At 52.9% G+C, this 20616-nt stretch carries 20 protein-coding genes; 7 read left to right on the top strand and 13 right to left on the bottom strand.

The features are described 5' to 3' along the window. The first annotated feature begins 436 nt into the window (after positions 1–436). Positions 437–928 carry a hypothetical protein gene (locus tag NST69_RS08360; RefSeq protein WP_342548985.1) on the top strand — a complete coding sequence of 164 codons (492 nt, stop codon included), beginning with the start codon at positions 437–439 and terminating at the stop codon, positions 926–928. Here the strand turns inward: NST69_RS08360 and NST69_RS08365 are convergent. Beyond that, on the bottom strand, positions 925–1284 hold the full coding sequence (locus NST69_RS08365; RefSeq protein ID WP_342548986.1) for a hypothetical protein: 360 nt from the start codon (positions 1282–1284) through the stop codon (positions 925–927). The two genes, NST69_RS08360 and NST69_RS08365, sit on opposite strands and share 4 nt — an antisense overlap. A 39-nt stretch (positions 1285–1323) precedes the next feature. Continuing rightward, positions 1324–1773: a hypothetical protein gene (locus tag NST69_RS08370; RefSeq protein WP_342548987.1), complete on the bottom strand. Its 450-nt coding sequence runs from the start codon at positions 1771–1773 to the stop codon at positions 1324–1326. A gap of 286 nt (positions 1774–2059) precedes the next feature. Here NST69_RS08370 and NST69_RS08375 point away from each other — a divergent pair, with 286 nt between their 5' ends. Then, positions 2060–2707, top strand: a complete 648-nt coding sequence (locus NST69_RS08375; protein WP_342548988.1) for a hypothetical protein — start codon at positions 2060–2062, stop codon at positions 2705–2707. Between the two features lie 141 nt (positions 2708–2848). Beyond that, positions 2849–3673 (top strand): class I SAM-dependent methyltransferase, encoded by an 825-nt coding sequence (locus NST69_RS08380; RefSeq protein WP_342548989.1) that lies wholly within the window; start codon positions 2849–2851, stop codon positions 3671–3673. Here NST69_RS08380 and NST69_RS08385 read toward each other — a convergent pair. The 7 genes from NST69_RS08385 to NST69_RS08415 all read right to left on the bottom strand — a co-directional run bounded on the left by NST69_RS08385 (position 3652) and on the right by NST69_RS08415 (position 11273). Beyond that, positions 3652–4095: a hypothetical protein gene (locus NST69_RS08385; protein ID WP_342548990.1), complete on the bottom strand. Its 444-nt coding sequence runs from the start codon at positions 4093–4095 to the stop codon at positions 3652–3654. The two genes, NST69_RS08380 and NST69_RS08385, sit on opposite strands and share 22 nt — an antisense overlap. Before the next feature lie 479 nt (positions 4096–4574). Continuing rightward, on the bottom strand, positions 4575–5705 hold the full coding sequence (locus tag NST69_RS08390) for a YheC/YheD family protein (protein WP_209872563.1): 1131 nt from the start codon (positions 5703–5705) through the stop codon (positions 4575–4577). Then, the gene (locus NST69_RS08395; protein WP_342548991.1) at positions 5687–6205 is read right to left on the bottom strand and encodes an N-acetyltransferase; all 519 of its coding nucleotides are present in this window, start codon (positions 6203–6205) and stop codon (positions 5687–5689) included. The genes NST69_RS08390 and NST69_RS08395 overlap by 19 nt, the downstream gene beginning before the upstream one ends. Positions 6206–6233: 28 nt before the next feature. Then, positions 6234–7346: a YheC/YheD family protein gene (locus NST69_RS08400; RefSeq protein ID WP_036721597.1), complete on the bottom strand. Its 1113-nt coding sequence runs from the start codon at positions 7344–7346 to the stop codon at positions 6234–6236. Continuing rightward, positions 7343–8716, bottom strand: a complete 1374-nt coding sequence (locus tag NST69_RS08405) for a YheC/YheD family protein (protein WP_036721599.1) — start codon at positions 8714–8716, stop codon at positions 7343–7345. The genes NST69_RS08400 and NST69_RS08405 overlap by 4 nt, the downstream gene beginning before the upstream one ends. Beyond that, positions 8717–9895, bottom strand: a complete 1179-nt coding sequence (locus tag NST69_RS08410; RefSeq protein ID WP_051477744.1) for a YheC/YheD family protein — start codon at positions 9893–9895, stop codon at positions 8717–8719. 10 nt (positions 9896–9905) lie between these two features. Beyond that, complete coding sequence (locus NST69_RS08415; RefSeq protein ID WP_036721601.1) at positions 9906–11273, bottom strand: YheC/YheD family protein; 1368 nt, start codon at positions 11271–11273, stop codon at positions 9906–9908. 353 nt (positions 11274–11626) lie between these two features. Between NST69_RS08415 and NST69_RS08420 the strand changes: the two genes are divergently transcribed. Further along, positions 11627–11968, top strand: a complete 342-nt coding sequence (locus NST69_RS08420) for a YlbF family regulator (protein ID WP_036691219.1) — start codon at positions 11627–11629, stop codon at positions 11966–11968. Between the two features lie 853 nt (positions 11969–12821). On the opposite strand, the gene NST69_RS08425 is transcribed toward NST69_RS08420, so the two are convergent. Further along, positions 12822–12980, bottom strand: a complete 159-nt coding sequence (locus tag NST69_RS08425) for a hypothetical protein (RefSeq protein WP_340954548.1) — start codon at positions 12978–12980, stop codon at positions 12822–12824. 121 nt (positions 12981–13101) lie between these two features. Between NST69_RS08425 and NST69_RS08430 the strand changes: the two genes are divergently transcribed. Then, entirely contained in the window at positions 13102–13386 is a 285-nt protein-coding gene (locus NST69_RS08430) for a hypothetical protein (protein ID WP_342548992.1), read from the top strand. Between the two features lie 307 nt (positions 13387–13693). Further along, the gene (locus tag NST69_RS08435; protein ID WP_209872548.1) at positions 13694–15028 is read left to right on the top strand and encodes a DRTGG domain-containing protein; all 1335 of its coding nucleotides are present in this window, start codon (positions 13694–13696) and stop codon (positions 15026–15028) included. A gap of 122 nt (positions 15029–15150) precedes the next feature. Here NST69_RS08435 and NST69_RS08440 read toward each other — a convergent pair whose 3' ends face one another. From NST69_RS08440 to NST69_RS08450, 3 genes are all read right to left on the bottom strand, one after another. Continuing rightward, positions 15151–15453 carry a YtpI family protein gene (locus tag NST69_RS08440; RefSeq protein WP_076082940.1) on the bottom strand — a complete coding sequence of 101 codons (303 nt, stop codon included), beginning with the start codon at positions 15451–15453 and terminating at the stop codon, positions 15151–15153. 105 nt (positions 15454–15558) lie between these two features. After that, positions 15559–16062: a hypothetical protein gene (locus NST69_RS08445; RefSeq protein ID WP_209872545.1), complete on the bottom strand. Its 504-nt coding sequence runs from the start codon at positions 16060–16062 to the stop codon at positions 15559–15561. A 51-nt stretch (positions 16063–16113) separates the two neighbouring features. Then, positions 16114–16434 carry a YtrH family sporulation protein gene (locus tag NST69_RS08450; RefSeq protein ID WP_036721610.1) on the bottom strand — a complete coding sequence of 107 codons (321 nt, stop codon included), beginning with the start codon at positions 16432–16434 and terminating at the stop codon, positions 16114–16116. A gap of 145 nt (positions 16435–16579) precedes the next feature. On the opposite strand from NST69_RS08450, the gene NST69_RS08455 reads away from it, so the two are divergent. Further along, positions 16580–20311 (top strand): DNA polymerase III subunit alpha, encoded by a 3732-nt coding sequence (locus NST69_RS08455; protein ID WP_342548993.1) that lies wholly within the window; start codon positions 16580–16582, stop codon positions 20309–20311. Positions 20312–20616 lie beyond the last annotated feature (305 nt).

The following is a 20616-nucleotide window of genomic DNA, read 5'->3' on the forward strand; positions in this document are numbered from 1 at the left end:
GACTTGGTTCAATTGGCGTTCTCAATCGCACTTATTATTCCTTAATATCATTTCCATTTGCCCATTTTTCTGTACGGGAGATTCACTGGGATCATGACATTGCTGCAGCGGGTTCAACTTGGTATGTGGCTGTCAGACTCTCGCAACCGAGCAGCATTCAGCGTTGGATCATACGTACTGCCAGACGAAGAGAAGCACCGGATGAAGAGAACAAGGGTCCTTCCCCCAATTTATATCCGTTATCATTCCTGATCAAATTCTTCGCCAATACATTTCACGGAAACTAAAATGTACACGAAGCCACATGCAACAGTTAAAAACCTGCCTACAGGTGTAGAAGAATAATAAAATCCGATAAATCAACGGCAGTCTGGGACTTTTTAGTTCAAGACTGTTGTTGGTTTTTATATTGCCATCAGGAGGGGTTGGAGAAAATATGAAGAAGAAAAACTGGATTTTAGTAATTTTATTAGTTTCTCTATTCGGAAATGCTGCATTATTTATGGATCGTATACGAGTCAACAGAAATGAAGATTTAAAATATGAAATATTGAATGCTTATATTCAACGAGATCTAGTTCAACTTGAAGAAACTATACAGTATCAACAAGATAATCAATGGAAAAATGAAACGCTTGTTACACAGAAACTAGATAATGCCATCGATTCAATTATCTTACACAGTGGTATGGAAAGAGATAAGGATAAAGAAGATATTCTTATGAAATTGTACGATTACATGAATGAGTACAAGGTTGGTGATGGTACTTTTGATGTTAGCCTAAACGATAAGCAACGTGCTGATTACATCCATTTAGCTCAAAAGCTGCGTTCTAACGGGTGGAATTATGGTGTAGGGTATGATACAAGCTGGGATTCTTTTGCATCAAAAGTAAATGAGTTCGTAGGAGAGTTAAATCTCTATTAAGATATTTCCTCAATCGCCTGAACAGCCAGCCTCAAAGCCTTAATTCTCCGCTCCAAAAGCGTTCTTTGTGGACTGCCCGCCTTTGACTTGGCATAACTGTTCTCCACTGAAGGGGTTAAACCAGTGAGAACCTTGCCGGCCTCTGCTAAATCTTCAGGTGTATATGAATGAGGCTTTTGATTCCAGACATTTTCCAGAACCGCTAAACCGATGGATACAGCATGGAGCCGTTTGGTTACCAGGGTAGTATTGGCGCCACTTTGAGTCATTTGGGACAAAGCGCTCTCAAGTTTTTTGACTGTGGATTGCATAGAGGTTATGGATTCCAATTGATCTGCATTAGATACATTTTCCATGTGTGCACTATCCTTTCCTCACATCGAAATTTATTCACCTTACTTCATAAGCTCAACAGGATAATCCGGATCAGGAGTATTTTGAAGCTGAGTTTCTGTTCCGACAAAAAACTCCTGGACCGTAGGCCCTTCGATTTTACCGGAACCATTAACCGACTCGCCGTCGCCTATATGGTGACCATGGATCATTTGATCGACATCGATTTTTTGTTGCCTATTTTGTTCATCATAGTAGTAAAATTCTTCGAAAGATACCCCATATTCAACATCTGGAGTGGATGTTTTTAGTACTCCAGATTCAGGAATGGTAAAAATGTTTCTCCCATTAGCCTGTCCGATAGCGGTAAACCCCTCTTGATTATAAATAATCTGGACCCAACCCACATAATTTTTTGGAATAAGATATGTATTTAGTTTGCTTTTATTAGAGCTGCAGGATGCAAGGACCAATAATAACAACGGTATCAGTAGGAAAAGTGTCTTTTTCAATTTTTCTGCCTCCGGAATTTAACAATGTATATATGTATAATACACTTTTTATATAGGCAGTAATTTATCACCTGTTTCTTCCAACTTTCATGAAAATGATAAACATGATTAATAAGGGAAATCCGATATTCTAAGTGAAGGGGAAAATTTCAATTTAACCCGATATTTATAATTGGTTGATGAATGAGGAATTTAGAGGAAGGAGCACAGTACCATTTGAAATATGGTCAAGCTTAGTTATCTTTGGGTGATAGAAAGCCGAGTAACCTCGTCAAAGGAGAATACAATGAAAACGAGTTTATTTTTTGTTGCCTTAAGCGCAGCCATGGGTGTAGGTATTTGGTTTTTGGTTATAGGGATAATCTTTTCTATTGGTGTTGGTGACTTATTCACAGTAACTCACTATGATTCTTTATTTTTTTACGCTACCCTTTTGGTGTTAAGTATCATCGCCTATCTTTTTTTTGCAAAACACCTATTAGAAAAAAAATTACCACTTTTGCTTCTCATTTGTTTTGGGACTACGTTTCTCTTTTTTTTCCTTGCACCTTGGATCATCGAATCAAAATCCTTAGTAAAGCGAGAACTTTCTAACATTAGCTTTTCGAACAATGAAAAGTTTATTGAAAAAGTAGAGGTTATGCTAGAACAAAAAAAACTACCGTATTCAGTTGATGTTAATAAAAGTAGGGAAAGGTTTAAGGAGATAAGAAATATTAACGTTGTCGTATTGAATAAAACTACCAATGAAGAGATCAAGAAAAAAGATGTCGACGAGTTACTGGGCTTAGCGTATGGAGAAGATGTCAGGTTGAAAATTTTTGAGAAAAGTAATGAAAGATTGCTGATAGATTTTGTAATAGATATAGATAAAAGCGTTAGTTACTGTGAACCTTATAAAATATGCGAGGATTTAGGGTTAGATATTAAATAATCCATTACATAAAAGAAACACATTTATAATTTAGAGGGCAGGTGAATTAATGCGGAACCTCATATGCTCATTGCCGGAAGGAGGGTATGATCTTGAAAGAACGCTTTTTGATCCTTTTCTCGAAAGGTGCCGTGCAGATTAATGAACAGGGATGAGTTATTTTCGCATGTCCGAAAATTTTCTGAAGACCAGTATTCCAATGAACACCGTTTGAATGCAAGGATACAGTTGTATCAGTATTGTGAACATAAGAGGGATTGGCATGAATGGGTATTTGAGCATTTGGGACTTACCGAGGGTCTGAAGATTGCAGAAATCGGTTGTGGGACCGGTGTGTTGTGGGAAAAAAACATGAGTAAATTACCATCCAAATCGGAAATTGTCTTGACTGATGCTTCAAGAGGAATGGTAGAGACGGCAAAAGGGAGTATTAATGATCCCCTAAATCGGTTTCACTATGAAGTCGTTGATGCTGAGAAGATGCCTTGGCCGGATCATTCATTTGAAGTTTTGATTGCGAACCACCTGCTGTACCATTTTCAGGACCACAGGAAGATTTTCTCTGAAATCAACCGCGTATTGGTTCCTAATGGAACGGCGTACGCCTCAACTGTAAGCGCGAACAATTATAGAGAACTATTGCAGCTCATATTAGAGTTTGACGGCAGACTGTCTTTCTTTAACGAAGCCGTTAAAAACTTCAACCTGGAGAATGGCCAGGATATCCTCGGCAAATATTTTAAGGTAACAGCCCAATACGTATTGCAAAATGATATTGTCATACAATCGGCTGCGCCGCTCATTTTATATGTGGCCTCCTATTTTAGCGAAGCCCAATTACATATCCTGACCGACAGGTTCAATGAACTCTGCGATTATTTACAAGGGACTCTTGAACGTTCGGGAGCAATGCGTATCACCAATCGAAATGTTTTATTTCAATATCAAAGAGTTTCAACAGGATAACCAGGATCAGGAGTATTTTTAAGCTCAGCTTCTTTTCCTACAAAAAAGCTCTGCACTGTAGGCCCCTCGATTTTACCGGAACTAGTAACTGACTCGCCGTCGCCTATAGTGTGACCGTGGATCATTTGATCCACATCTAATTTTTGTTGCTTATTTTGTTCATCATAGTAATAAAATTCTTCGAAAGATATCCCATATTCAACATCTGGGGTGGAAGTTTTTAATACTCCAGATTCAGGAATGGTAAAAATGTTTCTCCCATTAGCCTGTTTGATAGCGGTAAACCCCTCTTGATTATAAATAATTTGCACCCAGCCCACATAGTTGTTTGGAATAAGATATGTATTTAGATTGCTTTTATTCGAGCTGCAGGATGCTAGGATCAAAATTAACGGTATTAGTAGCGAAAGTGTCTTTTTCAATTTTTTTACCTCCGGAATTTAACATTAATATATAAGATTCATAGGGAGAACCCGATAATTATAAGTGAAGGAAAAAAATCAATTTAGCAGATGTTCTTAATTGGTTGACGAGTAACCTCGCCAAAAAAGAATACAATGAAAACGAGGATGCCACAACGCTACCTTGTACCTAATACAGCATCAGATTTAAAAGGATGGGTAAGCTTGTGAAACCCTATCAACTCAAAATATAACGGACCAGAGAGATCTTATCCCCGCGAAAACGCCACTTTTTGCAGTTTAACGGACTCAGGCGACCTTAGTGTCTCTCTATGAGACGTTTCGGAGCCGAAGTGCTAAGGATAAGGCCTATGAAGTCCGTTACTCGCCCAAATGACGAATTTCTTCCCGAATAAGAGCGCCTCAGTCCGTTACGCCAAGCCAAGCACCTCTCCGCATATCCGGAGGGGCGCTTGTCGTTTATAGATTAATAATAACCCCTACTCCTCAACCACCTTAGAAGAACTAGGCGTATTCTTATTCTTATACACCCACATTGCGTACTCCAGCGGGCGGACCAGGGCTTTGCGGTAGGTGCTGTTGTCGCCGGAGCGGGCGAAGACCTCGCGGGCGGGCTTGGGGTTGACTTCCAGCACGTAGATTTTGCCCTCGCGGTCAATGGCCAGATCCAGGGCCAGCTCGCAGAGGGCGCCGAAGCTGTCTTCGAGATAGGCGGCAGCCTCGATCCCCAGCTTCTCGGCAGCGCGCATGGCCTTGTCGGCACGCTCTTCGCTGCCGAGCCACTGCTTCAGCAGCGTCTCTGCCTTCATGGCATGCCCGCCGCCATGGAGGTTCGAGGTGACGCTGCGCGCGGCGCCCACCCGGCCGGCCATGCCGGTGAACTCCCAGTCGCCCTGGCCGTTCTTCTGCACCAGCATCCGGTAGTCGTGGAACCGGCCGCTGGGCAGCCGCAGCGGGATGCCCTGCTGCACGAGGAATTTACCGCTGATGCACCACTGGCGGACGATGGTCTCCAGCCGGTTCAGCGACACCTTGCGCGGGGCGATAATCTGGCGGCTCTGGCGGCGTCCCTGGATATCGAAGAGGGACTTGCCTTCACGCTGGCGTTCGATCCGCAGGATGCCGCGCCCCCCGGTGCCGTTAATCGGCTTGACGTAGACGACGGGGCTGGATTTCAGCATCCGGTGCAGATCGGCAGAGGACTGGTAGAGCAGCGTCTCCGGCATATGGGGCCGGAAGCGGCTCCGCTGGGAGAAGGTCTGATGCACCGTCCATTTATTGCGCAGCGGGCGGTTCAGGAAGGTCAGATGGTCGTACCGCGCACGGAAGCGCAGCAGCTGCTGGAAGCGCTGGCTGCGCTGAATCCGGCAGCGGTCATAGATCATATTCGGGAAGGAGCGCCATTTGCGCGACCATACTCCGCTTTTGACATCATAGACCATGGCATTGATCAGGTCCTTGCTGACATGTACATCTGCCGGGGTGAATACAAAGACATCCAATCCAATCCGGCTGCCTTCAATAATCATCCTCCGGTATACACTCTTCTCTTCGAGCTGCTTGGCGTCGTTCAGATAGAGGGTGAGGATGCCTAGGACGGGCTCTGGCACAGGAGCTCACCTCCTTGCGGGAGAATGGCGGGATCAACTGCGCTCCCCGGGGAACGCAAGAGCAGGGTGGGCTTGCCTGTAGGGCCGGTGACCAGATCAACAGCGGAAAGGCCGATGTTGAAGCACATCTTGAGGCTGGCTGCATTGTCGCAGGCCACATGGCATTCCAGCTGCCCGAGGCGCTCCAGCTGTGCAGCAAGCAGGGCTGTGCCCGTATGCCTGTTCCGGTACAGGGGGTGTACGGCGACTACACAGGCCTCCTTGCCGTAGCCGGAGACGAAGCTGACGCCTGCGAGCTGGCGGCCGTTCTGACCACGCACCGTGGCAACGAGCAGGGAGACCCCCGGCAGGGCGAGCTGATCCGGTGTCAGCCGGGCCAGCCTCCTGCATCCGCGAAGTGTAATCCGCTGCTCCCCATACTCCCTCAGGAACTCAAGCAATCCGTTTCGCCTGGATTCCCACTGTACGGGATTGCTGTCGTAGAGTGAGGATATCTGCATGGTGTCACTTCCTTTGACGGGTAATGGATTATTTGGATTGGCGGGACAGATGATTGCCGTATTGGAAAATGCGTTCGAGTGACAGCTTGCGGATTGCCGGCTCGTCGAACTTCATCGGGCGGGAATTGGCTTCAAAAAACCATACTCCGCCTTCTTCATCGACCCCAAGGTCCATCGACATCTCGCCCAGCATGCTGGATGAAGCCCGCTCAATCTGCCGGGCCACCAGCAGCGCCGTGGTAGAGACATTCTTCAGGATAACCTCTGCCTGCTCGGGCCCGAAGGTTCCCTCCAGCATGCTGGAGGGGTCTTCAATGCTGCCGCCGCGCGGAACATGGGTGGTGATGCTGCGGGCCCCGGCCAACCGGGCGCCGATACCGGTTACCGCCCAGGCACCCCGGCCGTTCTTCTGCAGCAGCACCCGCAGATCGAAGGGGCGGCCGTGGTGTCCGGCAAGCACGATGGCTTGCTGGACAATATAGCGGGCGGACCCTTTTTCCCGGCCGATTCGGGCCCAAAGCCGTTCGACAGACGCTGCTTTGTAGGTGGTGTTTTTTTTGCCGCTCTGAATCTGCAGCCGGTAGGGAAGGAGAGTGTCAGGCCGGTATCCCAGCCGCATGATGCCTTTGCCCGCCTTGCCCTTCTCGGGCTTGAGATAGAGGCTCTCGTGATTCTTCAGCATCGCGGTAAGGGTCGCTGCGCTGCGCAGGCGGCGGGTTTTGGGCACATGCCTCGAGGTGGCCTTGGATTCCTTGAGCCACTCGAAGAGATTCCATTTATTGAAGAAGCTCGGATTGTACAGCGAGATCTCGGGATGCTCCAGGCACTCGGCAATTTTGCGCGCGACCGGTGCCTTCTCCTCCTCCTCGCGGTTGGGAATCCGGTTATAGATGACCTGCGGTAGCGGAACAGGAATGGCGTACCAGAGCTTTCCGCTGGCGGAGGGCACGTAGCCGGTCACGGTCTGTTCATTCAGCTTCAGGTCACGGACCGTGATGACATAGACCATATAGCCCATTTCTCTGCCGGTACGGATAATGTCGCGAAAGTTATTGCGGTTACCGCGGAACTGCTTAAGCCGGTCACTGGTGGTCAGAATGGCGATTACGGGCTTACTGGGATCGGGTATCCGGCTGTTCACAAGTCATCCCTCCTGCGGAATTTGCTGAGATACAGACAATGCTCCAGGATGTGCTCAATGGAAGCTTTGCCCTCAGCGCGCAGGGAGGGGTGGCGGAAGATAGAGCGTCCCGGTTTGGCATTGGCCTCGAACATCCAGATATCCTCATCCTGGTCAATGCCGAGGTCGAACCCGATCTCGCCGAGCAGATGGCGGTGCTGGATCTCCAGAGATTCTGCTAGCTTGACGGCAGTGGTCTTGGCGCGCTGGAGGACCTCATCTGATCTGGCCCCGAACACACGGCCGAGGGCCTGCTGCGGGGTCAATAGCGCTCCGCCGTTCTTCAGATGGGTGGTGACACTGCCCCGTCCGGCTTTTTTGGCCCCGATTCCGACGACGACCCATTGATTGCTGCCGTTCTTGTGCATGTGGAAGCGGAAATCAATCGGGCAGTTGTCAATCTCAATAAGGCGGATACCCTGCTGGACCACATAGTTCTGCATGCTCTGCCCATGGCGTCCCCGCAGCATACGCATCAGGCTGTCGAAGCTGGTGAAGCGCAGCAGCACATTCTTGCCGCTCCTGCGGTACCGGGCGAAATACCCTTTCTTCGGCAGGTAGGTCAGGCGGTAGATGCCGTGTCCCAGGCTGCCGGCCGAGGGTTTATAATAGACGAAGTGGTGACGGTCGAGCATATCCCGCATTTGTTCTGAGCTGGGGTTACTGTGCGTTTCAGGCACGAAGCGGTTCGCTGCCCCGTCATTCTCCAGCAGCCGGTAGACATCCGATTTGTTGAAAAAGCTCCAGTTGAAGTACGGAATCTTCTTGCGTCCGAAGCGCTCGCGCAGCTGGTTGATGTAAGGAGAGGTCTCAGCTCTGCGGCTGGGCAGGCGGTTATAGACGACATCCGGCAGGGGCACCAGCTTGCGCTCGAAGCGGCCGCTTGCCGTCAGAAAATATCCGTTGACCTGTTCCTGCTGCCAGTCGATATCGCGCGGCATGAAGGCGAAGATGTAGCATTTGTTGCTGCCTTCGCGCAGCAGCTGCTTGATGAAGCCGGTGCGGGAGCCGAAGGGCTGCGCAGCAGAAGCGGGTCCGTCTGAGAGCACACCGACCAGCGGCCCGAGCTGCACCTCGTCATTCTGCAGATTGCGCAGGTAGATGCCGCCGGACTTCGGGACCTTGATGGCGCTTTTGACGCCCGAGGCCAGGAAGAGGTGCTTGCCGGCACGCTTGATCGGCTTGATCGTGGCCGGGATGGCATCTTTTCCGAGGCGCAGGCGGATATTTTTCTTGCCGGATAATTTCAGGCTTCTCATCAGTTCACCCGAGACATATACTACTCGATCAGGCTGCTTGGTGAAATGGACATTGCAAAAAGTGAGACCCATTTATGAATCCTCCTTTGGAACCATAGATATCATTCTCCCGTGTGAACGGAGCTGCCCGGGAGGCAGCTTGTGCTGGCTGCTTGAGCTAAGCAGCAGATGGCGCGCATAGCGCAGCGGGTTCTCGGCGGCGAGTCTAGCAGCCCGGCGGTCGCCCGTCAGCCGGAACACCGTGCGCCCTGGCTTGGAGTTGGCTTCCAGCAGATAGATTCTTCCTCCGGCATCGATACCAAAATCCAGGCCCAGCTCTCCGAGTCTGCCGCAGGATTCTTCCAGCAGCGGAGGCAGGAGCGCAGACACCAGGGTCAGCTCCTCCAGCAGGTCTCTTCCTGCCGCGCCGTATTCATCCAGCAGGAAGGGGAGAGCAGGAACGGCCGTGCCTCCGCCGTGCAGATTGGAGGTCAGTGATCCCCGGGTGCCGAGCCGGACGGCCATGCCGGTCAGGGTCCAGGCACCAGTGCCGTTCTTCTGCATCAGCACACGTACATCGAACGGCTGTCCTCCGCTGCCGGTGAGATGCAGGTAAGGCTGTATGATATAGCGGTGCTGGCCGATGAAGCGGCCGATCCAGTCCAGACCTTCGTCCAGCGTACCGAAAACATATTGAAAAGGTTTGTTATCCCGGTCTCTGCCCCGCACCTTCACTCCCCCGCCTTCGCTTCTGCCGAGCAGTACAGCGTGCAGGGTGCGCTTGCCGTGGGAGCCGGTCCGGGGCTTCAGAAAGACGCCGTATTCCCTTCCGGCGAGCATATTGCCAAGCGCTTCGCTGCTGCTGTATAGCTCAGTTTCCGGCAGCAGGGGGGCGGCAGCGGGACTGCGCCGCAGAATCTCGTAGACTCCCCATTTATCAGGAAGCCCGCGTGACCAGGGCAGACAGCGGGTCAATACAGACAGGGCAGCGGAAGCTGCCCTTTTCTCCTCCGGTGTCCGGTAGAAGCAGCGGTTATAAAGAATGTCGGGCGGCGGAGCCTGCGCAGGCTCCCATTGTCCGTTCTGCCATTGATATCCGCGGACATAGGAGCCGTCCGCAGCCACATCCTCCGGATGAAAAACAAGGACCTTCAGCTCATACAGCGGGGCCGCACGGCAGAGATGACTGCAGAACTCCGGCTCTGCGATGGGAGGAATCCCGTGGCGACGGCCTGTCATAATGCCAAGGAACCCCATTGCTGTTGTGGTCATGATGTCCTCCTTATAATCCGGCCAGATAACGGCAGTATAGAATCATTTGTTTGACTGAGGGTCTGATTTTCTGATCATTCAGGGGTGTGTTGTCGTTCTTGGACGGCTTGGAGTTGACCTCCAGCAGCCAGATCCGGCCGGATTGGTCAAGTGCAAGGTCGATGCCGAGCTCCCCGAAATGGGCGGGAATGTAGGTCTCAACCCCTCTTGCAATGGCCAGCGCCGCTCGGGGCAGCTGAATCTGAGTGCTCTCTTTGACACCGGCCGGAAGACTGCTTTTGCCGACGGCTTCCTTGACCGTACTGAGCGTGCCGCCGCGGGCAAGATTGGAGACGAAATGATTGCTTCCGGCGGTCCGGGCCACGATGGAGGTGACGCCCCATTTGCCGGTGCCGTTCTTCTGCACCAGTGCCCGGAAATCGACCGGACGCCGTCCCAGCTCCATCAGGGAGAGACCCTGCTGGATCTGGAAGCGGGTGGTTTTCATCTTGGGGGCAATGGCCTGAAATAGCTTCGCCAGACTGGAATAGCTCTGTTTGCGTGTGCCCATCGGAGTGGTGGACAGCAGCTGGTAGCCGCCGCCTGCCTCTTTGGAAATGCGCAGAATGCCCTTGCCCAGGCTGCCGCGTACCGGCTTGAGGAACACACTGGGGTAGCTGCTGCACATTTTTTTGAGTATGGCGAGGCCGTTCAGGGCATGCGATTCGGGCAAGTACCGCTGCAGGGCGGGGTCCAGAGCCAGCGCCTCGAATACCTCTGTCTTGTCTAGGAACTTTTCGTTGAAGAAGTGGGTTCCGTAGCGGGATTTTACATCTGCCAAAAAATGCTGTACGCTAGGTTTATTCTCTACCTTTCGCGTGGTCAGCCGATTGTTGATCACATCGGCAACAGGAAGACTCAGCTTCCGCCAGCCCTCATCGTAGACCCAGCCCTGGATGGTAGTGGTGCGTGATTCCAGCGCTTCTGGGGTGAAGAAATAGACATAGGCGCCTTGTGCATGGCAGGCATGAGTCAGCTCCCGGCAGAACATGGTGATCTGGCCGAAGACCCGCTCCGGCTGTTCGGGATGGTCCCGGCTCACCAGGACGCCAATCATCGGCCCCAGACGCAGAATGCGGCTGCCGGTGCTGTAGGAAGCGTTAAGCGTCAAGCGCTGTCTTAAGCCAAGCCGCCGGCCGAGTGCCTCACTTACACGCAGGCTGTCGGATTTGGGGACAGGAATTACAGTAACCTCCTGCCGGAAAGAGCCGAAGTTCAGCTGAATGGTTCCGTGCGCCGGTATTTTGAGCCTCTTCATGGATTTGTCGCCTAGCATTACAGCATTTTCCTGCAGGATGCCCGAGTGGACCGTTTGAACCGGGATCTTTAGCTTAGACATCGTGAATCTCCTTCCGGTAGGCAAGCATGGTGCCGGCAATATGAATCTTGAGGGTTACATATCATTCATCATATGGAGACATCTGACCCTTGGTGATTGACCTATTCCCGAAAAAGCCGTGCCGGGCGGATTAATATCGCCGGCAGCCAGGGGGCTGGCAGGCGCACCCTGGACCGGAGGGCGGGAGCACAGAAGGAAGTAGGCGTGCCCGGGAGGAACTTGCGCGGCTGTCAAATTTGGGCGCGTACAGCCCCCGGGCTGGCTGCTGGACAGGCATAGATCCGCTGCCTGCTGAATGAGCGGGGGCTTTTGAAGCGAAGCAGAGACGAACATTATTTGGAGGAGGAAATAGAATGAACGTGATTGACAAGGCGCATGAATTGGCGCGTGCCATTAAAGACAGCAGTGAGGTATCTGATATTACCAGTGCAATGAAGGTGATCGAAGCAGATCCGGAGAGCAAGCAGATGCTCGACAACTTCCGCCAGAGCCAGATTGAGCTGCAGCAGCGGATGATGAGCGGGGACATGCCTCCACAGGAGGACATGGAGAAGATGGAGAAGCTCTTTGAGGTGCTTAACCTGAACCTCGGCATCCGCCGTCTGTTCGACGCAGAACGCCGCCTCAGTGTAGTCATCGAAGATGTGAACAAAATCATCACAGACAGCCTGTCCCAAATGTACGGCGCACAATAAGCACCGGCAGCGCATCGGGGATTCTCTCTGATACAAAAAAAGGGTGATTTCAGGGCCATACGGCTCTGGAATCACCCTTTTAGTCTAGTGCAGCATCCGCTTTAAAACTGTAAGAATGAACCTCAGGGTGTAAAGGCTGAAGATGAACATCGAGCTACTATTAGACTGATCCTGCACCCGTTACCGACTTCTGCTCTTACATTCAAGTAGTTGATTGTATTTCCTGCAATAGAAAATGCATTACTGATCGTAAAATGAGATTCTATTGTATTTCATACAGTGGAATGTTGTATTTTGGGTGAAAAATGGCCTTTTTTCAACATTCAATTGTACCGAATACAATAGATTCTATTTCGAAGCCTTTTTTACAGCATTCCATTGTACAAAATGCAGTTGCTATCGTGCCAACGCCTACTGCATCCTAATGACTGCTGCGGGATTGAGCGCTGCCTCGTTAAGGTCCGATAATGGTCATATTCACAATACTTAATCTGATGCAGTACTAGTAGTACAGCAGGTTTAAACGTGTGAGAACGCCTATAACCGCTTGCCGAGAGTTGGCTGTGTCCTAGTTAAGGTGTAGTGGGGATGCGTAATTGCAATCTGTACAACTAAATCGTCTGATTTACTCTCAAATATCCATTTAGCTGTATTTCGTGCAATTAAAATGCCTCTATACCTGGATTTTTGCCAATCCGGGCAAATTTAGTTGTACAGACTACACTTAGAAGAGGAAAGTCTTCCTTTTCACAATTTTTAATTGCACAAAATACACCTATCTCTGAACGTTCGCTTCGAACGCAACTTCGCACATTTAGCACGTTTATGAAATGATTTCATTTCTTGCAATCCGCTAATCCTGCTTGCCCTCTACCAGACACAGCAGAATAGTAGCGGCCATCCCGAGACGGCGGTCCAGCTTGCCGTGGGTGTCCTTTGAGAAATCGGCAGTGATTTTGGTGACAAACGGGTTGAAGTTGTACCGGAAGGCAGGCAGGCTAGAACCTGCCAATAATTAAAAACCTCCCTGCTGAAAAATTACGCAGCTTGTCTCATATTTCAGGATGCAGGTTCATAGAATAGAGATATAGATTCATTCTAACAATCCTGTAGAGCGAAGGAGCGGTCCTGCAATGAGAAAAAGAAGTAAATTCAAACATTCTGTGTATCTGCTGGTTGCCCTGGCCATGCTGTTATACGCGCTGCCGAAGCTGTCTTTTCAGAATGGTTCCAGCTGGGTGCTGGGCTTCGGTCTTGTCTGGTGTGTCTTCGCGTTCCTGGTTATTGCCTCACATCTGCATTTTATTATCGGAGTGGATGAAGAGAAGCAGAAGCGCCTGGATGCCGTCCGCAAGGCCAAGCTTGCACAGTGGCAGGGCCAGTGGAACGAAGAAGGCCGGGTGTCGCAGAGATCATAGTTCCGGGATTAAGCTAACGGTGCAAAAGTACCCCCTGTTTGCCTGTGCGGCGGACCGGGGGTTACCTGTGCATGCCACTTTTGCCGGGAGTAACGTACGCGGTGTTATATATATATTCCCGGCTGTACTCATTGATGTCATTCCTGGAAAGGCCCGTTCTTTCCGCATACCTCCCATACATTTATAATGGCTTGTCATAGAGCTGTCATAACTTTTGAAAGATACAGTGTAACCTGTTGTACTCCGGTGTGCCCAGCATGTATAATGGGTACAGAATAGTACAGATCGGGGTATGGGGGTGTAACAGTTGGAAGGTCAAGGAGATAATATCACAAAGCATGAACAACTGCTGCAGCACATTGAGAGTCTGAAGGTGGGAACCAAAATCTCCGTCCGCAAGCTGGCGAAGGAGATGGGGGTCAGCGAAGGTACGGCTTACCGTGCAGTGAAGGAAGCGGAGAACCTGGGGATCGTCATTACCAAGGAACGGATTGGCACAGTCCGGGTGGAGAAGAAGCCGCGCAATATTTCCGAACAGCTGACCTTCGGGGATGTCGTAGATATTGTTGAGGGGCATGTGCTTGGCGGAGCAGAGGGTCTGAACAAGCACCTTCATAAATATGTGATCGGTGCGATGAAGGTCGATGCCATGATCCGGTACATCGATGCCGACAGTCTGCTGATCGTAGGGAACCGCGATGATGTGCACTCGCTTGCGCTGGAGCAGGGGGCCGGGGTGCTTGTAACGGGGGGCTTCGGCACCAGCCGCGAGGTAAAGGCACTGGCTGATGAGCTGGATCTGCCGGTGATTTCGTCCAGACATGATACGTTTACGGTGGCTTCGATGATTAACCGTGCGATCTTTGACCGGCTGATCAAGAAGAAGATTATGCTGGTAGAGGATATTGTGGAGGGCAAGCTGCGCCTGAATACACTCAAAATCTCCAGCACTGTAGGCGAGCTGCGTGAACTGTCGCAGACCAGCGGCGAGCAGCGGTTTCCGGTCACGGATGAGTGGAACCGGGTTATCGGAATTGTAGGCCGGCGTGATGTGGAGGATCTCAGCGAAGGGCAGAGCATCGAGAAGGCGATGGTGCGCAGTCCGGTTACCGCTGCACTTCAGACCTCGCTGGCTTCGGCGGCGCAGATTATGATGTGGGAGGGGATCGATTTTCTGCCCATTGTGGACCGCAACCGCAAGCTGGTAGGGTCGGTCACCCGGCGTGAAGTGCTGCAGAGCCTGCGCGACGCCAGCAATCAGCCGCAGCTTGGAGAGACGTTCGATCATCTGATCTGGAACGGGTTCGCGGACGAGCGGGATGAGGAGGGAAGACTATTCTTCCACGGCTTCATTACCCCGCAGATGGCAACTGATCTGGGGACGATCTCGGAAGGGGTTCTGTCCACCCTGATGACCCTGTCCGCCTTCAAAGCAGCCAAGGACATCACCGGGAATGACTATGTACTGGACAATATGTCAACCTATTTCATCCGTCCGGTACAGATTGAGCATTCCATCACCGTCATGCCGAAGCTGCTGGAGATCAGCCGCCGCACCTGCAAGCTGGAGATCGAGATCAGCTATATGGATACCATTGTAGCCAAGGCCGTTCTGATGCTGCAGTCAATTGACCATGGGTAGCTGGATTAGCGGGTAATGACGGGTGAATAACGATTTTCGCGAAAATATCTAAATAGACCAGGCTGTCCTGCAGGCGATCAGGAGTAGCAACTGGTCTATTTGTATAGGCGCCGGCTGAACCCTCAGCTTCCGCTGCGCATCCGGCTGTAGTAGCTGAAGCTGCGCAGTCCCGAGAAGATATTGAACAGGCCCAGCAGCAGAAAAGCAGCCTCAATGACCACGTTAAGCGTTGAGCCGCGGAAGATGAACATTGACATTAGTGAAAGCGTGACCAGCATTCCGCCCAGCAGCATATTCATGATTGAGCGCCTAGTGCCTTGTATGAGCGGGTCGGCGGTTCTACGGGAAGAGATGCTGTACGCGGCGGCGCATACCATGAAGATAACGAGCAGGGCAAACAGTAGATACTTAATGAACATAATCATGAACGGCAGCTCCTTTGTGGAAGACCGGGCAGTCAGCGTAGCCTCAGCCGGGCACTCTGTATCCTGTGATTGTGATTTGTCCACTATTGTATCATGATTTGCGCCTCAGCTGCGCTTATAAGGGCTGATTTCCACCCAGATTTGCAGCACGCCCTCCATCACCAGCATGGTGCGGATTTTGACGGTGTATTCCTTCTCGCGGGCCAGATAGATTTTGCTGTCCAGCAGCAGACGCGCCAGCTTGCCGTCGGAGTCGATATCGAACATGCTGCGTCCGCGCAGCGGCTCCAGATCGCCCGCCAGCTTGCTGAGGACCTCCTTGGTTGTTACCGGGTCCAGCGCCGCGGCACCATCCTTTATCTTGCTGTCCTCGCTGCGCACCTTAATCTCCCGGATCACGGTGGAGGTATTATTGTACTTTTTGAGCGTGAGAATGTCATTCCGGTACTGTTCAATTTCCAGCCGCAGATCCTGATTGTTGAGCCAGAGTATGTTATAGCCCATGTTATAAATTGCGTTATACAGGGCGGCTCCCACAATCATCCCCAGCACAAACACAGCAGCAATCTGCGAGAAACGGCGGTAGCGGTCAAACGGCGGAAGTCGCATGTATCTTTTCACCCCTTGATCTATAGGCATTTGGTTGGAGGCGTGATGGTTCTACTTGCCGCAGACCCACTTGACCAGCTCACTGCCCATATGAGCGCCCAGGAAGGCGAACACCAGATAGAGAATCTGCTTGATCGCCGGTGAGAGATTGCCTCCCAGCATATTGCTCTCAATGACCCGCATCGGGTCGATCGTTCCGCCTACGGCGGCAGCTAGTGCCCATATCTTAATCCGGTCTGCGATTTCCACCATGGTATCGGTTGGCGGCTGAAGAGAGACGACGGCTCCGATTCCGCCCAGCATCGCTCCGCCCAGCACTATGCCGAACGCGATGAAGAAGTCGAGGACGGCCTTGCTTAAGAAAATATCCATAAAAAGCTCCCTCCTTAGATCAGGCGGCTGCCTGGCTTTTGCCTGTCCATATGCTCTTAATCCATTCTATGGGCGGCTCCCCCTCTAATATGATAAAATAGTTTCATCTTATGTTTTGATTTGGAGCTGAAGGGAAGTGGGGAATATGAGCCCATTCGTGCATTTGCATGTGCACAGCGAATACAGTTTACTGGACGGGGCGGCGCGCATTACAGATCTCGTGCGCCGGGCCGGCGAATACGGCATGACATCGCTGGCGCTGACGGATCATGGTGTGATGTACGGGGCCATCCCTTTCTATAAAGCCTGCCGGGCGCAGGGAATCAAGCCGATTATCGGCTGTGAGGCTTACTTGACCGCAGGCTCGCGCCGTGAGCGGGGGAGCCGTAAGGATCAGCCGATCTATCATCTGATTCTGCTGGCGAAGAATATGACCGGCTACCGGAATCTGATGAAGCTGATCTCCATCGGCCATCTGGAGGGCCAGCATTACAAGCCGCGCATTGATATGGAGGTGCTGGCAGCACATTCCGAAGGCATTATCTGCCTCAGTGCCTGCCTGGGCGGTGAAGTACCGCAGCATCTGCTGCACGGCCGGGAGGATGAGGCGCGTAAGGCGGCGCTGCGGTATAAGGAGATTTTTGGAAGCGACTTCTATCTGGAGCTGCAGGATCACGGGATTGCCGAGCAGAAGCGGGTGAATCCGCAGCTGATAGCACTTGCTGAAGAGCTCGACATTCCGCTGGTAGTGACCAATGATGTCCACTATATGGACAAGGAGGATGCTGAGGTCCAGGATGTGCTGATCTGCATCGGCACGGGCAAATCCGTAGACGATGAGGACCGGCTGAAGATCGGAACGGACCAGCTGTTCTTCAAAAGCGGGGAGCAGATGGCTGCGCTGTTTCCGCATGTGCCGCAGGCGATAGAGAACACGCAGCGGATCGCTGAAGCGTGCAATCTGGAGCTGACGTTCGGCCATCATATTCTTCCGGAATTCTCGCCTCTACCGGAAGGGCTGGATGCCGCTGCTTATCTGCGCGAGCTGTGCCGCAGCGGACTGGAGCAGCGCTATTCAGATACTCCGCTCTGGGAATCGCCGGAGCAGAAGGAGACGGCCGAGAAGCGGCTCGACTACGAGCTGGGAGTTATTGAGAGCATGGGGTTCAGCGATTACTTCCTGATCGTGTGGGATTTTATCGCTTTTTGTCACCGAAGCGGTATTGTTACAGGTCCGGGCCGCGGTTCCTCCGCAGGAAGTCTCACCGCATACACGCTGAAGATTACCGATGTGGACCCTCTGAAATATAATCTGCTGTTCGAGCGCTTCTTGAATCCTGAGCGGATCACGATGCCCGATATTGATATCGACTTCAGCGACGAACGCCGCGATGAGGTCATTGCCTATGTGGTGGACAAGTACGGTAAGGAGCATGTGGCGCAGATCATCACCTTCGGTACGATGGCGGCCAGGGCTGCTGTCCGTGATGTGGGCCGGGCGCTGAATCTGCCGTATAACGAGGTGGACAAGGCGGCGAAGCTGATTCCGGGCCAGCTCGGCATCAGCATCACCCGGGCGCTGGAGAGTACACCTGAGCTGAAGGCGCTGTATGAGACGAATCCGAAGACCAGAGCGCTGCTGGATACGGCGATGAAGGTGGAGGGCATGCCGCGCCATGCTTCGACGCATGCGGCTGGCGTGGTCATCTCCAAGGGGCCGCTGACTGATGCCGTACCGCTTCAGGCGGGCAATGAGAGCACGGCGCTGACTCAGTACTCTATGGAGCATCTGGAGAGCGTTGGGCTGCTCAAGATGGACTTCCTCGGCCTGCGGACCTTATCGATTATTGAACGCTGCATGAAATGGGTGAAGGAGATGACCGGGAGCGTGCCGGATTTCCGCATTATTCCGGATCATGATCCGCTAACCTATGAGATGCTTGGAGCAGGCGAGACTACCGGCGTATTCCAGCTGGAATCGGCAGGCGTACGGCGGGTGCTGAAGGACCTGAAGCCGAGCGGGTTCGAGGATATTGTCTCGGTGGTAGCGTTATACCGTCCGGGTCCGATGGAATTCATCCCGAAATTCATCGGGGGCAAGCACGGGGAGTTCGAGGTCGTCTATCCGCATGCGGATCTGCAGCCGATTCTGGCCGATACGTACGGCATTATCGTCTACCAGGAGCAGATCATGCAGATTGCCTCCCTGATGGCCGGTTTCTCGCTTGGCGAAGCGGACCTGCTCCGCCGTGCGGTGTCCAAGAAAAAGCGGGAGACGCTGGATCAGGAGCGCAGCCACTTTGTGGAGGGCAGTCTGAAGCAGGGCTACCAGGAAGCGGATGCCCATGCGGTCTATGATATGATCGTGCGGTTCGCCAACTACGGCTTCCCGCGCGCCCATGCGGCTGCTTACGGGGTGCTGGCCTTCCAGACCGCTTATCTTAAGGCGCATTATCCGGTGCAGTTCATGGCCGCGATGCTGACTGCTGTGATGGGGAGCCACCGCAAGGTGGCGGAATATGTTCTGGAATGCCGCCGGTCCGGGATTGGCGTACTGCCGCCGGATGTCAACGAGAGCGGGGTGCTGTTCACTCCGGTGCCCGGTGAAGGCCGCGGGCATATCCGCTTCGGGCTGGCTGCGGTGAAGAATGTCGGCACGCAGGCTGTAGAGAACATCATGGCAGTCCGCAAGGAGCGGCCGTTCGACAGCCTGCTCGATTTCTGCCGCCGGGTCGATCTGCGGGTCTGCAACAAGCGCGTGATCGAATCGCTGCTGCAGACGGGGGCATTCGATGCGCTGCCCGGACACCGGGCGCAGCTGCTGGCGATGCTGGATGAGACGGTGGACGCGGCGGCCAAATGGCGCAAGGAGCGCGATGAGCTGCAGATCCAGCTGTTCGATGACCTGATCGAGACGCCGAACTGGGAGATCCGCTACCCGGATATTCCGAGGTTCAGCGGAACCCAGCAGCTGGAGCTGGAGCGTGAGCTGCTCGGGCTCTATCTCTCCGGCCACCCGCTGGATGACCATGCGGGGCTGCTGGAGGAGCCGGGAATGCAGAAGCTGATGGATCTTGGCGAAGCAGCGGATGAGAGTTTGACCGTGACGGCCGGTATGGTCGTGTCGCTGAAGGAGATCACGACCAAAGCCGGTAAGGCGATGGCTTTTGTGGAGTGGGAAGACCAGATCGAGCGCTGCGAGGTTGTACTCTTCCCTGAGGTGTGGAAACGCAGCCGCGCCCTGATTGAGAAGGGCGCACTGCTGGCCCTGCGCGCCAAGGTGCAGCAGGAGGACGAGGGCTTTAAGCTGCTGGCCGAGGAGGTAGCTCCGCTCACCTCGGACAGCGTGCGCGGCCTGCTGCAGCGCCGCAGCGCCGGGTCCCGGCCCGCCTTCGGCGCGGGCCGCAGTGCCCCTGCAGGAGCGCCTGCGGCCGCTCCTGCAGCCCGCACGGGCGCCGGTGGCCCCGGCGCCCGGCCCGGCGGTGCAGCTGGCGCCGCCGCTGCATTGGCGGGCACGCGCACACCGGCGGCACAGCCGCCCGGTGCGCGCGCTTCTGCGGCCGCTGCGCAGGCCGCGCCTAAGGTCCCGGCCGCGTCAGACGCGCGGCCGGACAGCTCTGCCCCGCTGCGCACGGGGCAGGAGCCAGGCGCCCAGCGTGTCTTCATCAAGATCACGCCGGGCGCTGAGCTGAAGGGTCTGCTGCCGCGCCTCCAGGCGCTGCTGCAGACCCATCCGGGACCCGCAGCGACGCTGCTGTTCTACGAGCGCAACCAGAAGGTGCTTGCGTTGAGCGACAGCTACCGGATCGAGCCCTCGGAGGAGCTTTTCGCAGCCATTGAGGAGATGCTGGGTGCCGGAACCGTCCGCCTCAGATAGGAATAGCCAAGCTGTCCTTGGAGCTTGTTCAAAGCGAACATTCACATAGGTGTATTATGTGCAATTAAAAACCGTGAAAGGGACGGCTTTCCTCTCCTAACTGTAGTCTGTACAACTAAATCTGCCCGAATAGGTGAGAAAACGCATATAGAGGCAGTTTAGTTGTATCGATTACAGCTAAATGGATAGTCGGCAGTAAATCAGACGATTTAGTTGTACAGAATGCACTTGAGCATACCCGTTGCACCATAATCGCGCCATAAATACACTGATCTTTTTAGCACATTTGCCCCCTCTTCCGCATA

Origin of the sequence: Paenibacillus sp. FSL P2-0089, from assembly GCF_038595095.1 — a bacterium.
In the GTDB taxonomy this organism is placed as follows: Bacteria; Bacillota; Bacilli; order Paenibacillales; family Paenibacillaceae; genus Paenibacillus_AQ; species Paenibacillus_AQ silagei.

What these genes read in the sequence shown, in the direction of transcription:
- NST69_RS08395 (WP_342548991.1), bottom strand. Translation starts at nt 6,205, where the DNA reads ATGCAGATATCCTCACTCTACGACAGCAATCCCGTACAGTGGGAATCC.
- NST69_RS08360 (WP_342548985.1), top strand. Translation starts at nt 437, where the DNA reads ATGAAGAAGAAAAACTGGATTTTAGTAATTTTATTAGTTTCTCTATTC.
- NST69_RS08410 (WP_051477744.1), bottom strand. Translation starts at nt 9,895, where the DNA reads ATGACCACAACAGCAATGGGGTTCCTTGGCATTATGACAGGCCGTCGC.
- NST69_RS08405 (WP_036721599.1), bottom strand. Translation starts at nt 8,716, where the DNA reads ATGGGTCTCACTTTTTGCAATGTCCATTTCACCAAGCAGCCTGATCGA.
- NST69_RS08430 (WP_342548992.1), top strand. Translation starts at nt 13,102, where the DNA reads ATGAGAAAAAGAAGTAAATTCAAACATTCTGTGTATCTGCTGGTTGCC.
- NST69_RS08365 (WP_342548986.1), bottom strand. Translation starts at nt 1,284, where the DNA reads ATGGAAAATGTATCTAATGCAGATCAATTGGAATCCATAACCTCTATG.
- NST69_RS08375 (WP_342548988.1), top strand. Translation starts at nt 2,060, where the DNA reads ATGAAAACGAGTTTATTTTTTGTTGCCTTAAGCGCAGCCATGGGTGTA.
- NST69_RS08445 (WP_209872545.1), bottom strand. Translation starts at nt 16,062, where the DNA reads ATGCGACTTCCGCCGTTTGACCGCTACCGCCGTTTCTCGCAGATTGCT.
- NST69_RS08380 (WP_342548989.1), top strand. Translation starts at nt 2,849, where the DNA reads ATGAACAGGGATGAGTTATTTTCGCATGTCCGAAAATTTTCTGAAGAC.
- NST69_RS08415 (WP_036721601.1), bottom strand. Translation starts at nt 11,273, where the DNA reads ATGTCTAAGCTAAAGATCCCGGTTCAAACGGTCCACTCGGGCATCCTG.
- NST69_RS08455 (WP_342548993.1), top strand. Translation starts at nt 16,580, where the DNA reads ATGAGCCCATTCGTGCATTTGCATGTGCACAGCGAATACAGTTTACTG.
- NST69_RS08450 (WP_036721610.1), bottom strand. Translation starts at nt 16,434, where the DNA reads ATGGATATTTTCTTAAGCAAGGCCGTCCTCGACTTCTTCATCGCGTTC.
- NST69_RS08420 (WP_036691219.1), top strand. Translation starts at nt 11,627, where the DNA reads ATGAACGTGATTGACAAGGCGCATGAATTGGCGCGTGCCATTAAAGAC.
- NST69_RS08440 (WP_076082940.1), bottom strand. Translation starts at nt 15,453, where the DNA reads ATGATTATGTTCATTAAGTATCTACTGTTTGCCCTGCTCGTTATCTTC.